Genomic DNA, 13,640 nt, shown 5'->3' with positions numbered 1-13,640 from the left:
CTCCTCTCTCGCGTGCGCTCCCCGGCCGGTCCCTTCTCGCCGACCCCACGGAGGCCCTCGTGTTCTTGGAGCTGCGCCTGTTCGGTCGGCCCGTTCTCTCGTTCGAGCTGACGCACGACCCCGCCCCGGCCGACGAGGACGAGGATTCCGCCCGCTGGCTGGTGCACGAGGTGGGCGACCACATTCACGTCGCCCCGATCGACGACCTGGTGGGGCACGAGGTAGACGGCCCTCACGCCGAGTGCCCGTGCGGGCCCGAGGTGGAGCACCAGGACACCGACGGGGCCGGGGATAGGTGGCTGGTCACGCACCACTCCCTAGACGGCCGAGAGCAGGCCGAGGACTCGTGAGCCCGCGCCGCCGTGCGCTGAAGGTGTGTAGCACGTCGGGGTGTCCCGAGCTGGTCGAGTCGGGTAGGTGCGCAGGGTGTGAGACCCGGGCGGACCGGGTTCGCGGTACCGCGAGGCAACGTGGCTACGGCACTCGGTGGGAACGCAAGCGGGACGACTACCTCGCACGGCATCCGTTCTGTGAACGGGCGGCCTGCTTCCGTCAGGCCACCGACGTGAACCACCTCGACGGGCTAGGGCCAGGCGGACCGGATGGGTACGCGGACCACAACCTCGAGGCGCTTTGCCACTCGCACCACTCGCAGCACACCGCACGTGAGCAGCCCGGCGGATGGAACGCCCGGTGACCCGTCACTCAGCGTGACAGGGGGTGGGGGTACCCCTCTATCCACCTTGGACGGAGGGGACCGCCGGGGAGGGCTCTCCGAGGTCTGTCAGGTTCAAAGGGTCCGGGTTAGGTGACCCTAATCGAGCGCTGACCTGCGCAAACATCGAATTCTACTGTGGACAGACGCCGCAGTTACGCAACGTAGCCGCCGCGCCAGTCCAGCCCGTCGCGCCGCGCAACGCGGGGAGGGGGACCGAGCCATGCCACGAGGAGGCGCACGTGCCGTGTCCGGCCCCGCGCCGGACCCCAACGCGCTGAGGCGCGACCGCCCGTCCGATCAAGCCGGGTGGGTGACGCTGCCGCGCGAGGGTAGCGACGCGCCAGCGCCGACGTGGCCGCTCGAGGACCCCACCGACCGTGAGCACGACCTATGGGACGACATGTGGACCCGGCCGCAGGCTGTCATGTGGGCTGCCCTCTCGCAGGAATACGAGGTCGCGCTGTTCGTCCGGATGCTCGCGCTAGCCGAGCAGCCCGGCGGCTCCGTGGAGCGACAGAAGGTCGTCCGCCAGTACCTCGACTCCCTCGGCCTGAGCGTTCAGGGGATGCTCCGCAACCGTTGGCGCATCGCCGACGCCGCGCCCGCGTCGACTGACGAGGGCCCCGCCCCGTCCCGCGCGTCGACCGGGCGCCGCCCGTCCGCCCGGGAACGTATGCGGGTGGTGAACGGTGGCGCCTGACGAGGAGTTCCGGGTCACCTTCCCGACGCTGTTCGTAGCCCTCGACTGGGTAGAGGCGCACTGCGTGATCCCGGACGGCTTCCGCAAGGGCGAGCCCTTCGACCTCCTGGACTGGCAATTCTGGTGTCTCGCCAACGCGTACCGGCTCAAGCCTGACGTGGTGTGGAACCCGAAGGACCCCGTACTCGCCCCCGCCTTCTACTACCGCCGTTCGCAGATCGTCCTACCGCAGAAGGCCGGGAAGGGCCCGTACTCCGCGGCGCGAATCTGCCTTGAGGGCCTCGGCCCCGCGCTGTTCGCGGGCTGGGCGCGCGGCGGCGAGGTCTACGACTGCCGGGAATACGGCTGCGGGTGCGGGTTCGTCTACGTCTACGAACCCGGCGAAGCCATGGGGATGCCCTGGCCGACGCCGCTAATCCAGGTGACCGCGTTCTCGGAGGAGCAGGCGGGCAACGTCTACGACGCGTTCGTCTCCATGGTCAAGAACGGGCCCCTTCAGGACCTCATCCCGTCGACGCCCGGCGAGGAGTTCACCCGGCTTCCCGGCGGGGGTCGCGTCGACAAGGTTACGTCCAACGCACAGTCCCGACTCGGGCAGCGGGTGACCTACGTACCGCAAGACGAAACCGGCATCTGGACCACCACAAACAAGATGACGAAGGTTGCCACCACGCAGCGCCGAGGCCTGGCCGGTATGGGTGGCCGCGCGGAGGAGACGACGAACGCGTGGGACCCGTCGGAGCAGTCGGTGGCGCAGATGACCGCCGAGAGCCGGGCGAAGGACGTCTTTCGGTTCCACCCACAGGCCCCCGCGACGCTCTCCTACACGAACAAGGCGGAGCGGCGGCGGATTCACCGTTACGTGTACCGCTACTCGCTACGCGAGAACGGCGGGCATATCGACCTCGACTCGATCGAGGCGGAGGCCGCCGAGCTGCTCGAGAAGTCGCCCGCGGAAGCCGAACGCTTCTTCGGTAACCGCATCGTCTCGGGTTCCGGGTCGTGGGTAGAGCGCGCGAAGTGGGAGAAGCGTAAGGCGCCGACGCCCCGCGAGATCCGGCGCGGGTCCCTTGTGGTCCTCGGCTTCGACGGGTCGGACGTCGACGACTGGACAGCGATACGGGCGGAGACTGCCGACGGATACCAGTTCACGCCAACGTACGGCCCCGACAACTTGCCGACAATCTGGAACCCCGCCGACCACGGCGGCCAGGTCCCACGACTCGAGGTCGACGCGGCCGTAGACGAGCTGTTCGCTAAGTACGAGGTCGTTCGCATGTACTGCGATCCGCCGTACTGGGAGTCCGAAGTGGACGCATGGGCGGAGCGGCACGGCGAGAAGCGCGTGATTCGCTGGCACACCAGACGACCGGTCCAAATGTTCGAAGCCGCTGAGCGGCTCCGGACGGACATCGTCAAGGCGGACTCCGGATTCACTCACGACGGGTGCGAGCTGACCGCGCAGCACGTGGCCAACGCCCGGTGCTCCGCGCGCCCGCAGGGCCGCTACGTCCTGGTGAAGGCGACGGACCCGCAGAAGATCGACGCTTGCGTGACGTCGGTAATCACGCACGAGGCGGCGGGCGACGTGACGGCCGCGAAGGGCTGGAGGTCCGCCCGGTCCAACTACGTGTATCTGCCGTCCACCACACGGAGGAGATGAACCAATGCCCGACTCCGTCGAGGATGCGGCGCGGGTTGTCGAGCGTCTCTCGACGGAGCTTCAGACTCGGCGCCCCGGCCTGGAAAGGCGTATCGGCTATCTGCGAGGCGACCTCGGCCGGATGCCGTTCGCCTCGGACGAGTTCCGCGAATACTTCGAAAAGCAGTTCGCGGGTTTCTCGGACAACTGGTGCCTGCCCGTAGCGGAGGCGACCGCCGAGCGTATGAAGCCGCTCGGAATTCGGCTGAACCCTCGGTCCGCAAGGGCCGACGACGCGCTGTACCGCGCGTGGACGGACGCCGAGTGCGACCGCGGGTTCGCCGAAACCGCGCTAGTGTTCCCGTCCGCGTCCCGCTCCTTCGCCCTCGTGCACCCGAACCCCGCCGAGCCGTCGCTCCCGCGCGTGACGTGGGAGCACCCGGAACAGGCCATCGTGGATTACAGCCCTCTAGGCGAAGCCCGGTACGGGATGGTGGCCTGGACGGACGGCGAGTACGACTACGCCACGTTGTACGACGGAGGAGTAGGCCTCTGGCGCTTCTACCGCGAGTCGACCGACGACCCCGCGCTGCGGGAGCGGTGGCGCGCGACAGACCTTCTCGGCTGGCAACCGCGTGGCGAGGAGCCGTACGCACGGAACCCGCTCGGCCGTATGCCGCTCGTGGAGTTCCGGAACCGTCACATGCTGACGTCGGACCCCGTGTCGGACATTCAGCTCGTCATGTCCATGCAGGACACCGTAAACGTCGTGTGGGCATACTTGCTGAACGCGTTGGACTACGCATCTCTGCCGCAGCGGGTGGCCCTCGGTGCCGAGCCGCCCCGCGTACCCATCCTCGACGAGAACGGCGTGGAGGTCGGCTCACGGCCGGTCGAGCTGGACAAGCTGATCCGCGAACGGATCATGTTTCTATCCGGCGAGAACGTGAGCATCGGCGAGTGGAAGCCCGCCGCGCTCGAGGTTTTCTCGAGCGTTATCGAGCACGCAGTGGAGCACATCGCCGCGCAGACCAGGACCCCGCCGCACTACCTGATAGCCAAGATCGTCAACTCTAGCGCCGACGCGCTGACGGTCTCGGAGGCCGGGCTGGTGTCCAAGGTGGGCGAACGGATCATGTTCGCCGAGCCGTCGCTCCGCGAGGTGTACCGCCTCATGGCACTGGCCATGGGCGACAAGCGCAAGGCCGACCGCGTCCGATTCGGGTCCGTGGTGTGGAAGGACATTCAGTACCGCTCGGAGGCGCAGCGCGCGGACGCGCTCCAGAAGAAGAAGGCTCTCGGCTACCCGCTGGAGTACCTGCTTGAGCTGGACGGGGTGCCGCCGCACGACATCCCGCGCGTTCTGGCCATGCGTCGCCGAGAGCTGGAAATGGACCCGACCGCGAAGATAGCGGCGGAGCTGGCCGCGACCGGCTCGCCCGTCGGCGACGAGGGGGCCGAGGATGGCGACGGCGAGTGACGTCGCCGGGGCCCATTACGCGCAGCGCGCCAGGCTGGCGGAGGCTACGGCCGCCGCGGGCCTGGCCCTATGGGCTGGGCTGGACGATGACGACCTGATCGGCTCGTGGGCGGCCCGGCTGGCTCGCCTGCTCCGGATAGTCCGGGGCGCGCAGCTCGCCGCCGCGCGAACGGCTACCGAGTACGTGGTCTCGGCGCTCGACGCGCAGGACACGGGACGGGACCCGTTGGGCGTGGTCCGGCCGGAGGCCTTCACCTTGTCCGCATCGGACGGTCGACCCCTCGAGTCGCTGCTTCAGCGGCCCGTCTACGCCACGTTCCGCGCGCTTGCCGGGGGCCAGCGTCTCCCGCAGGCGAAGGCCACAGGTCGCTACACCCTCGACCTGATCCTGCGTACGCAGGTCGAGGACGCGGGCCGGGTGGCCGACGGCGTGGCCGTGGCGGCAACCCCTGGCGCGGGCTACACGCGGTTCGTCAACCCGCCTGCCTGCTCCCGGTGCGCGATCCTGGCCGGGCGCTTCTACCGATGGAGCGCGGGCTTTCAGCGTCACCCCAACTGTGACTGTGTGCACGTGCCGACTCGCAACGAGGAGTCCGCGCTGTCTGAGGGCCTCATTCACGACCCCCGGTCGTATTTCGAGAGCTTGTCGGCCGAGCAGCAGGACAAAGTGTTCACAAAGGACGGAGCGAAGGCGATTCGCGACGGGGCAGACCCCGGGCAGGTCGTCAACGCTCGTCGCGGCATGGCGGTCTCCGCCGGTCGCACCGTAACGACCGAGGGCACGTCTCGACGTGGCTTCGCGCGCTCCCGCCTCGGGGGCGCCGTCCGGCTCATGCCGGAGCAGATCTACCGGGACGCGTCGTCCCGCGAGGAGGCCGTCCGCCTCCTCCGCCTTCACGGCTACCTCGTCTGAAGCTCGCCGCAACGGCGGGCCCGCCTACCCGCAACGGAGAAGCGAATGAACGACACCACCGCGAACGCCACCGCCGAGCCTGGCCAGAACGACGGCGGCGCGGGCTCCCCGAACCCTGACCCCGCCCACGGCGGCAAGCCTGCCGAGGGCGCCGAGGGCACGGAGGGCGCCGAAGGCGGTGAAGGTGGCGACGGGCCAGATTCCCTCGGAGACAAGGGAAAGAAGGCTCTCGACGCGATGAAGGCGAAGGAGCGCGCCGCGCGAGCGAAGGCCCGAGAGCTGGAGCAGCAGCTCGCCGAAATGAAGGCGCAGCTCGAGGGCAATGACAAGACACCCGACGAGCAGGCCCTCGAGGCCGCACGGCGGGAGGCCGCAACCGAGGCGGCCCGTAAGGCGAACGAGCGCATTCTCCGGAGTGAGATCCGCGCCGCCGCCGCGAAGCGCCTCGCCGACCCGGCCGACGCGCTCGTCCACCTGAACGTCGACGACTTCGAGGTCGGCGACGACGGCGAGGTGGACGGCGAGGAGATCTCGGACGCAATCACCGAGCTTCTGAAGAAAAAGCCGTACCTGGCCGCGCAAGGCGGCACCCCGAGTTTCGACTCCGCGCGTGGCAAGGGCACGCCGAAGGGTCAGCTCACCCGGGCGGATCTCAAGGGTATGTCCGCGAAGGAGATCAACGCCGCACGTAAGGCCGGACGGCTGGACGCCGTTCTCGGCAAGCTCAAGTAACGAGGAGTAGCGCCAGATGGCCGTTACCAACTTTATCCCCGAGATCTGGAATGCACAGATGCTCGAGGACTTCCGCGAGACGGCCGTGGCCGCATCGCTGGTGAACCGCGAGTACGAGGGCGACGCCACCCGAGGCAACACGGTACACATCACGTCCGCCGTGGACGTGGCGGTGAAGGACTACAAGGCCGCGGGCCGGACCACGGCCGCCGACGCCGTGTCCGACACGGGTCAGGACCTCTTGATCGACCAGGAAAAGTCGTTCGACTTCTACGTGGACGACATCGACCGTCGGCAGGCTGCCGGTTCGATGGACGCGTACACCCGCAGTGCCGCCGCGGGTCTGGCGGAGGACTCGGACAAGTTCATCCTCGCGACTGCCGTCACGGGCGCCGGTTCGACCACGACCGGCGATGGTGCGACCACTCCGGCCGCGGTCACGAACCCGGCGGACATCTTCCGTGTGCTTCGGGACCTGCGAAAGGTCCTGAACAAGGCGAAGGTCCCGCAGGGCGGTCGCGTTGCCCTCATCAACGCGGAGTTCGAGGCGATGCTGCTGGACGCCGACGCGAAGCTGACCAGCGTGGACGTCAGCGGTTCGCCCGCGGGTCTGCGTGAGGCGACGCTCGGCCGTCTGCTCGGCTTCGACCTTGTCACCACGGAGAACCTGCCCGTGGTCGACAAGGCGCAGGCGCTCGCGCTGTACCGCCCGTCGGTCGCCTACGTCTCGCAGATCACGGAGACGGAGGGTATGCGGGCTCAAGACAAGTTCGCCGACCGGCTCCGCGGTCTCCACGTCTACGGCGGAAAGGTCATTCGCCCGAAGGGCGTCGCGGTTTGGACCAACGCCTGATGCGGGTCGTGGGTCCTAACGGCCTCGAGGTCGACGTCCCGGAAACCATCGCTACCGGCCTGGTCGGCGATGGTTCCCGGGGCTACCGCTTCGTCGCCGTCGACGAGGACGAGAACAAGACCGAGACGGGCGTAACGCCCGAGTCCGAACCGGAGCCGGAGCCCGAACCCGAGGCCGAGCCGGAACCCGAGCAGGCCGAGGAGCCGAAGCCGAAGCCCCGCCGGACGCGCAAGCCGCGCACCGCGCCGGAGCCGGAGCCCGAGAGCTGACCCTAGGAGGCACCCATGGCCCTAGCTCCGCTGGCAACGGACGCCGACCTCCAGGCCCGCGGCGTCGACACGACTAACACGGCTCGTGTCGCCGCACTGCTCGCCGCCGCGTCTGCCGAGGTCCGGAGCGCCGCAGGGGTGCCCATCTCGAAGGCCACCGCCACCGTGTCGCTGCCGACGCCGGAGGGGCGCCGATTGGCGCTCCCCGGCCCGGTGCGGTCGGTGACCTCGGTGGCGATCGATGGGGAGCCGGTCGACGACTGGAAGCTTTCCGGTGGGGCGATCTGGCGCCCGCGCTGGCGGCGGGCGGGCGAGCTGCCCGGCGACGTCCACGTGACCTTGACATTCGGACTCGACGAGGTCCCGGCGGACGTCGTCGACCTGGTGTGCAACCTCGTGGGGGCTGGCCTCGAGCACGCCGACGCAGGGTACGCCGCGCGTTCCGGCGTCACGAGCGAACGGGAGCACGTCGACGACTACGACGTGTCGGTCCAGTACGCGCAGGGTGGCGCCGCCACCGCGACCCCGATGGAGCTACCCGACGCGACCCGGCGGCGTCTGCGCGCCCGTTTCGGCGGGGGCGCCGTCATGGTGGTGAGCCGCTCGTGAGCCGCGTTCTCCGCCTGGTCGAGAGGGGCCGCCGGGCCGCCGAGGCGCTCATGCTCGACTCCTGCCGGATCACGAAGGTAGACGGGTACACAGTGGACCCGGTTACCGCGGTCAACACGCCGAACGTGGTAATCACGTACGAAGGTCCGTGCAAGATCCAATCCCTTCGCGCGTATGAGTCCACGCCGACCGGCGGCGACCGTCAGTGGACCGTGTCCCCGCTCGAGCTGCATCTCCCCGTGACCGGCACCGCCGACGTAGGCACGGACCAGCGCGCGGAGATCTTGACGTCAGTCGACCCGGTGAACGTCGGCCGGGTACTCCGCATCCGCTCCGGCGACCGCAAGTCGTTACAGACCGCGCTCCGCCTGGCCGTAGACGAGGTGATCGACTAATGCGCGTCGAGGTGACCACGCAGGGCGTAGCGAAGCTAGCCGCCGACCTCGAGGACGTCCCGGACGAGAAGGGCCCGGAGTTGCGCCGGGTAGTGGCGCGGGGAGCGTTGAACGTCAAGGAGGAACTTCGCGACAACGCACGGAGCAGCGGAACCTACAAGCATTTCCATCGCTCCATCTCCTACGACATGGTCGGCGACCTGGAAGCCGAGATCGGGCCGGACAAGGGGCGCGTACAGGGTGCGCTCGGTAACCTGCTCTACTTCGGACGGCGCGACACCGCGCCAGTCCTGAACTTGACGGCGCCACTGCATAACGAGGCCCCGCGCTTCGAGCAGGCGCTCGCCGACGCCGCGGGTGATGTCCTGTGATCCGCGAGCACAAGGCCGCAGTACTGGCGCTGCTGGCAGACCTGCCGCCGCCCATGACGCTGTATCCCGACGGTGAGGTCCCCGAACGCCCGAGCTTCCCGTACGTGGTGTTCCACACGACGGCCCGAAACCGACGCGCCGTGAAGGTCACGAACGACTCCGACGAGTTCCGGCTTCAGTTTCAGCTCACCTGTGTAGGCCTAGGGGACGACGCCGCCGGGATCGTCGCGGACGCCGTGGCCGCGCGCCTCATCGACGCCCGCCCCGTGGTGGCCGGACGCACCTGTAAGCGAATCAAGCTCGACGTGACGCTCCCGATCGTGACGGACTCGACGTACACCGACCCGGACACGGGGCTCCACCTGTCGACCGCGCGCGACTCCTACCTACTCGAGTCGCGTCCCGCCTAACCGTCCACATCGGAGGACGTGTGTCTGACACCCATGTCCGCGCCCGCTGCGAGGCAACGGGGCACGTCGCGGCCCTGCCCGCCCACGCATTCCGCCTCGGGGTCTTCCCCGGGTGGGTGCTGGCGGAAGGGCCGGTGCCGACGCGCGCAAAAACCGCCGTGCGGCGCCGGAGATCGCGCCGCGACACTGCCGACGCCGCGTCGGCCGAGAACAACGAGGAGTGACGCATGGCCGACATGCTCAACGATGGCAATATCCGCCTGACCTACGTCCCCGCGATCGCGGACCCGGCGGCGCCGACCACTACCGAGCTGACCGCCGGTATCGACCTGGAGTGCTTGGTCACCGCGGACGGTCTGAACATCTCCGTGGACGAGGAGACCGTCAGCGTGCAGAAGCTCTGTGAGACGAGCAACTCGCAGGCGCCCGGCCGCTCCACGTACGGAATCACCCTGACGATCGTCCGGCAGGACGAGGAGACCGAGGACGTCGGTTGGACCACGCTCAAGCGCGGCACCGCCGGGTTCCTCGTCATGCGTTACGGCGTCGCGCACGACCAGGCGTGGGCGGCCTCGGACAAGGTCCAGGTGTTCCCCGGCAAGTGCGGCGAGCGGCGCCCGCAGCAGCCGGAGGCCAACGGCGCAACCCTGTTTCAGTCGCAGTGGTTCGTCGGCAAACAGCCGAGCCTGGACGGCGTCGTCGCCTCTGGCGTCTGATAGCCGCGGCTGACCGGCCGCCGTGCCCTAACCCGATCCGGGGTGCGGCGGCCTTTCTCCTCTCCAGGATCGGGGGATCGGGAGTACACAGTGGACCTCGCGGCGATTGACGCCCTGATCGAAAACGCGGAGATGCCGACCGCCTCCGTCGACCTGTGCCTGCGGGGTGACCTACAAGCGAAGTGGGAGGACCTGGAGCGACAGCTCAAGGCCGAGGTGTCGACCGGTCGGTCTTCCCTGGCTGGCACTGGCACGGGCAAGGCGGAGGAGCTGGCGCGCCAGATCCGGGAGCTTGAAACCGAGATGCAATCGTCGGTCCTGACGATGACGCTACGGGCGTTGCCCCGCACCGAGTGGCGCGAGCTGGAAGCGAAGCACCCGCCGCGCAAGGACAACGACGCCGACAGGCTGTACGGGTTCAATACCGACACGATCTTTGACGAGGCCCTCGCCCCGTCGCTGGTGAGCCCGGAGCTGGACGCGGCGCGCCTGGCGAAGATCGTCGACCGGCTGACCTCCGGTCAGTTCGAGCGCCTGGCGCTGGCCATGCTCGACCTGAACAGGCAGGCGTCCGACGTCCCTTTCTCGCAGGCCGCCTCGCTCGTCACGAAGGCTTCCGACGCGACGTCGAGGCGGCTATCCGGCTCGGCATCTCGCACAAGCGGTTCTCGGGCTGGGAGCCGCGGGAAGTAACGACGTACGTCTACGAGGGCGACCGGTTGGTCCAATCGGTGACGACGCGCGAGGTCGAATGGGACGACGACGAGCAGGCGAAGGTAATCGCATTCCTGGACTACGAGGACCAGCTTTGCCCGCACTGCTCAGGGTTCCTGCCGGACACGACGGACCCCGAGAAGTCGTGGCAAGCCGACGCTCCGTCGCGGTGTTACCGCTGTGACGTTGTGCTCCAGAAACAGGCGGACTACACCGAGCAACGCCGCCCCGAGGCCCTCGTTTCGTGGCCGGTGAAAGAGAAGGACTGAGGGCAGGGCATGGCAGAGCGCACGGTATCCGTTCGGCTGAAGGCCGAGGCCGGGCAGTACATGGCGACGATGCGCGCCGCCGGGGCCGCCACAAAGGACCTCGAGAAGGCCTCGCGCGTGCTGAGCACGGCCATGGACAACGAGGAGAACGCCGCCGGTCGGGTCCGCGTGGCCGAGGCACAGTTGCTCGAGCTGAAGAAGTCCGGGAAGACGACGGACCTCCAGCTCGCTCGCGCCCGCGAGACGCTGGCAATGGCCACCCGAAAGTACGCCGCAGCGCAGGAGCGCACCCGTGCCGCGACGGAGCAGTGGGTGGCCGCGCAGAAGCGCGCGAACGACGAGCAGCAGCGGACCGGCGAATCCCTGCGGGACGTCGAGAAGATCGCGAAACGCACTCAGTTTCAGTTCAAGGCCCTGGCCGCCGCGATCGCGGTCGGAGGACCAGCCGCCGCCGCAGCGGCCCTCGGCGTGGCGGCCGTCGGCGCTGTCGGGGCGTTCACGACGTTAGGCGCCGTCGCGCTCCGCAACAACGCCGAAGTGCGGCAGTCCTTCGCGGACCTGGCGTTCGAGGTACGTACAGGCATCACGCAGGACGCCGCTCCGATGGCGGACGCGTTCGTGGGCGCCGCCGACCAGATGCGCGGCGCATACCAGGGCCTCCGGCCCGAGCTGCGGGGCATCTTCGCCGACTCGGCGACCTACGTCGAGCCGCTCACGGATGGCGTGATCGACCTCGCGTATAACGCCATGCCGGGCTTGTCGCGCGCCGTTTCGGAGGCCGGGCCCATTGTGGACGGCTTCGGCGCGCTGCTCGGTGACGTTGGCTCCGGGCTCGGTAGCCTCATGGACGAGGCCGCGAGTCACACCGACGCCGTCGGCGAAGGACTCGAGCATCTCGGCTCGCTCGTCGACGGCACGCTAACTGAGACGGGCGACCTCCTCGGGCACCTGTCGGAGTTGTGGGCCGAGCACGGCGACGAGGTCGCCGACGTAGTGACCCGGATTATCGGCGTACTCGAAGGTCTGACCGGCTCCGCGCTGCCCGTCCTGTCCACCACCGCGGGCGCCGCGCTCAACGTCCTGTCCGGGCTTCTGTCGGCTATCGAGCCGATGGTGGACGTTCTCGGCCCTGCGATCGGGTGGTGGCTGTCGCTGGCCGGGGCGATTAAGGCCGTGAACGCCGTACAGGGTGTCGCGGCCAAGGTCGCCTCCGGCATGAGTGGTATCGGCGGCGCGATGGACAGGTCCGGCTCCCGCGCTGCGGCTTTCAAGTCCGCCGCACTCGGCGCCGCGCTGGTGCTCGGACAGCTCGCGCTACAGGCGCAGGCCATTAACCCCGACGTCGAGAAGCTCGGCGACTCAATGCTGAAGTGGGCCAGCACAGGCCGGATCGGCGGCGAGGCCGCCCGTGTCTTCGGGTCGAACCTCCAGGACCTCGACTACGCCGTTACAGCCGTCACCGACGGCGGCCTGACCCGTGGCGTCGCCGAGGTTGCCGAGTTCGCCGGGGGGCTAGTGGGGCTGAAGGGCCCGCTCTCGGAGGCCAAAGAGCAGATCGGCGGCCTGGACCAGGCGCTCGCCGAGATGGTCGACGACGAGGGCATCGGTGCCGCGCACCGGGTGGTCCAGCAGATCGCGGAGCAGACCGGCCGCTCGATTGACGAGGTTGTGGCGGCGCTGCCGAAGTATCAGGCGGCCGTCGACGCGGCCAAGGATCGTATGAAGCAGCTCGGCACGTCCGGGATGCAGGCGACGCCCGGTATCAAGGAGCTGGAGGAGTCGCTCGCGACCCTCGGCGACGAGACGGCCGCGGTCGAGGACCGCGTGGACGCGCTCAACTCGGCATGGCGCCGCCTGTTCGGCGTCGCCCTCACGATGGAGGAGGCGACGTCGGCGTTCGAGGGCGGCCTCGACGAGATCCGGACGTCGCTCGAGGGGGTCAAGGGCTCCTCGGCGAGCTGGCGCGCGGAGCTGCTGAACGCGAACGGCTCTATCAACCTCACGACGGAGGCCGGGCGGAATCTTTCGGAGCAGCTTATCCAGCAGGGCGAGGACTATCGAGCTCTGGCGATAACCGCTTACGACACCGCCCGTCAGCAGGGGCTCTCGCAGGAGCAGGCTACGGCCCGGGCCGTAGCGGCGACGAACAACCGTCGTCAGCAGTTCATCCGCGAAATGCGCCAGATGGGTCTCAACGCCGACCAGGCGCGCACGCTGGCTAATCGCTACTTCGGCATCCCCGAGGACGTGCTGACGTTCATCAAGCAGCACGGCATGGCGGCAGCGAGAGGGCACGCGCGCGGTTACAAGTCCGAATTGGACGCTATTCCGGAGCAGGTCACCACGACCTATACGAAGATCATGGAGACCATCGTCAGCCCGACGAAGGGCGGCGTACAGCCGCTCGAGATCTACGGCTGGAACCGCCGGGACGGCGGCATCGTCCCCGGGTTCGCCTCCGGTGGCTTGCCTCGCCCGCGGCCGGGCATGTTCCGCGGCGTCGGCGGCCCTCGCGAGGACGCCAACCTAGTTGCCATTTCGGACGGCGAGTTCATCACGAACGCCGCCGACACGATGCGCAACCGGGCCGCCCTGGAGGCCGGAAACCGGGGTGCGCGGCTGGTGGCCCTCGGACCCGGCGGCGTCGTGGCCGGTCTCGCGGGCGGCGGCGCCGTGCGACAGGCACCCCGGGCACTGTTGAGCGGCGGCCCGTCGGTCGTCGTCAACGTGAGCATCCCGAACTACGTCGGCAACCGCGCGGAGCTGACAAGGGCGCTCCGCCGGGAGATAGCCGACGGGTTCGGCGGAGACGTACAGAAGGCACTCGGCAAGGGCAAGGGACGGTAAAC

The 13,640-nt window shown here is 68.9% G+C and carries 16 protein-coding genes; all 16 read left to right on the top strand.

The genetic code is table 11. From position 1 onward, the window contains the following. Positions 1-59: 59 nt before the first annotated feature. The 16 genes from BAY60_RS37630 (at position 60) to BAY60_RS26630 (ending at position 13,638) form a co-directional block, all read left to right on the top strand. On the top strand, positions 60-350 hold the full coding sequence (locus tag BAY60_RS37630; RefSeq protein ID WP_211330477.1) for a hypothetical protein: 291 nt from the start codon (positions 60-62) through the stop codon (positions 348-350). 588 nt (positions 351-938) lie between these two features. Then, on the top strand, positions 939-1,418 hold the full coding sequence (locus BAY60_RS26700; RefSeq protein WP_211330476.1) for a hypothetical protein: 480 nt from the start codon (positions 939-941) through the stop codon (positions 1,416-1,418). Continuing rightward, on the top strand, positions 1,408-3,081 hold the full coding sequence (locus BAY60_RS26695; RefSeq protein WP_112284037.1) for a hypothetical protein: 1,674 nt from the start codon (positions 1,408-1,410) through the stop codon (positions 3,079-3,081). The genes BAY60_RS26700 and BAY60_RS26695 overlap by 11 nt, the downstream gene beginning before the upstream one ends. Positions 3,082-3,085: 4 nt before the next feature. Next, positions 3,086-4,540, top strand: a complete 1,455-nt coding sequence (locus BAY60_RS26690; RefSeq protein WP_112284035.1) for a phage portal protein — start codon at positions 3,086-3,088, stop codon at positions 4,538-4,540. Beyond that, positions 4,524-5,453, top strand: coding sequence for a VG15 protein (locus tag BAY60_RS26685; RefSeq protein WP_112284033.1), 930 nt, complete (start codon positions 4,524-4,526; stop codon positions 5,451-5,453). The genes BAY60_RS26690 and BAY60_RS26685 overlap by 17 nt, the downstream gene beginning before the upstream one ends. A gap of 45 nt (positions 5,454-5,498) precedes the next feature. Further along, positions 5,499-6,185: a phage scaffolding protein gene (locus tag BAY60_RS26680; RefSeq protein ID WP_112284031.1), complete on the top strand. Its 687-nt coding sequence runs from the start codon at positions 5,499-5,501 to the stop codon at positions 6,183-6,185. A 58-nt stretch (positions 6,186-6,243) separates the two neighbouring features. Further along, positions 6,244-7,038 carry a major capsid protein gene (locus BAY60_RS26675; protein WP_245992824.1) on the top strand — a complete coding sequence of 265 codons (795 nt, stop codon included), beginning with the start codon at positions 6,244-6,246 and terminating at the stop codon, positions 7,036-7,038. Between the two features lie 8 nt (positions 7,039-7,046). Then, positions 7,047-7,307, top strand: coding sequence for a hypothetical protein (locus BAY60_RS37350; RefSeq protein WP_170160567.1), 261 nt, complete (start codon positions 7,047-7,049; stop codon positions 7,305-7,307). 15 nt (positions 7,308-7,322) lie between these two features. Continuing rightward, positions 7,323-7,916 (top strand): hypothetical protein, encoded by a 594-nt coding sequence (locus tag BAY60_RS26665; protein WP_112284028.1) that lies wholly within the window; start codon positions 7,323-7,325, stop codon positions 7,914-7,916. Beyond that, entirely contained in the window at positions 7,913-8,311 is a 399-nt protein-coding gene (locus tag BAY60_RS26660; protein ID WP_112284026.1) for a DUF6093 family protein, read from the top strand. Before BAY60_RS26665 ends, BAY60_RS26660 begins: the two co-directional genes overlap by 4 nt. Then, positions 8,311-8,682: a hypothetical protein gene (locus BAY60_RS26655; RefSeq protein ID WP_112284024.1), complete on the top strand. Its 372-nt coding sequence runs from the start codon at positions 8,311-8,313 to the stop codon at positions 8,680-8,682. The genes BAY60_RS26660 and BAY60_RS26655 overlap by 1 nt, the downstream gene beginning before the upstream one ends. Continuing rightward, positions 8,679-9,092, top strand: coding sequence for a tail completion protein gp17 (gene gp17 / locus BAY60_RS26650; protein ID WP_112284023.1), 414 nt, complete (start codon positions 8,679-8,681; stop codon positions 9,090-9,092). Before BAY60_RS26655 ends, gp17 begins: the two co-directional genes overlap by 4 nt. Positions 9,093-9,319: 227 nt before the next feature. Continuing rightward, entirely contained in the window at positions 9,320-9,808 is a 489-nt protein-coding gene (locus tag BAY60_RS26645) for a phage tail tube protein (protein ID WP_112284021.1), read from the top strand. A gap of 90 nt (positions 9,809-9,898) precedes the next feature. Further along, positions 9,899-10,501: a hypothetical protein gene (locus BAY60_RS26640; RefSeq protein ID WP_112284019.1), complete on the top strand. Its 603-nt coding sequence runs from the start codon at positions 9,899-9,901 to the stop codon at positions 10,499-10,501. Positions 10,502-10,539: 38 nt separating this feature from the next. Continuing rightward, positions 10,540-10,791, top strand: coding sequence for a hypothetical protein (locus BAY60_RS26635; RefSeq protein WP_112284017.1), 252 nt, complete (start codon positions 10,540-10,542; stop codon positions 10,789-10,791). Positions 10,792-10,800: 9 nt separating this feature from the next. Beyond that, a complete protein-coding gene (locus BAY60_RS26630) occupies positions 10,801-13,638 on the top strand; it encodes a hypothetical protein (protein WP_112284015.1) in 2,838 nt (945 codons plus the stop codon). Positions 13,639-13,640: the final 2 nt, after the last annotated feature.

Origin of the sequence: Prauserella muralis, from assembly GCF_003202285.1 — a bacterium.
Taxonomy (GTDB): domain Bacteria; phylum Actinomycetota; class Actinomycetes; order Mycobacteriales; family Pseudonocardiaceae; genus Prauserella_B; species Prauserella_B muralis.
Note: the sequence above shows the minus strand (reverse complement) of the source record. Positions and strands in the feature narration are given on the sequence as shown.

What these genes read in the sequence shown, in the direction of transcription:
- BAY60_RS26700 (WP_211330476.1), top strand. Translation starts at nt 939, where the DNA reads ATGCCACGAGGAGGCGCACGTGCCGTGTCCGGCCCCGCGCCGGACCCC.
- BAY60_RS26690 (WP_112284035.1), top strand. Translation starts at nt 3,086, where the DNA reads ATGCCCGACTCCGTCGAGGATGCGGCGCGGGTTGTCGAGCGTCTCTCG.
- BAY60_RS26685 (WP_112284033.1), top strand. Translation starts at nt 4,524, where the DNA reads ATGGCGACGGCGAGTGACGTCGCCGGGGCCCATTACGCGCAGCGCGCC.
- BAY60_RS26680 (WP_112284031.1), top strand. Translation starts at nt 5,499, where the DNA reads ATGAACGACACCACCGCGAACGCCACCGCCGAGCCTGGCCAGAACGAC.
- BAY60_RS26675 (WP_245992824.1), top strand. Translation starts at nt 6,244, where the DNA reads ATGCTCGAGGACTTCCGCGAGACGGCCGTGGCCGCATCGCTGGTGAAC.
- BAY60_RS26665 (WP_112284028.1), top strand. Translation starts at nt 7,323, where the DNA reads ATGGCCCTAGCTCCGCTGGCAACGGACGCCGACCTCCAGGCCCGCGGC.
- BAY60_RS26655 (WP_112284024.1), top strand. Translation starts at nt 8,311, where the DNA reads ATGCGCGTCGAGGTGACCACGCAGGGCGTAGCGAAGCTAGCCGCCGAC.
- BAY60_RS26645 (WP_112284021.1), top strand. Translation starts at nt 9,320, where the DNA reads ATGGCCGACATGCTCAACGATGGCAATATCCGCCTGACCTACGTCCCC.
- BAY60_RS26630 (WP_112284015.1), top strand. Translation starts at nt 10,801, where the DNA reads ATGGCAGAGCGCACGGTATCCGTTCGGCTGAAGGCCGAGGCCGGGCAG.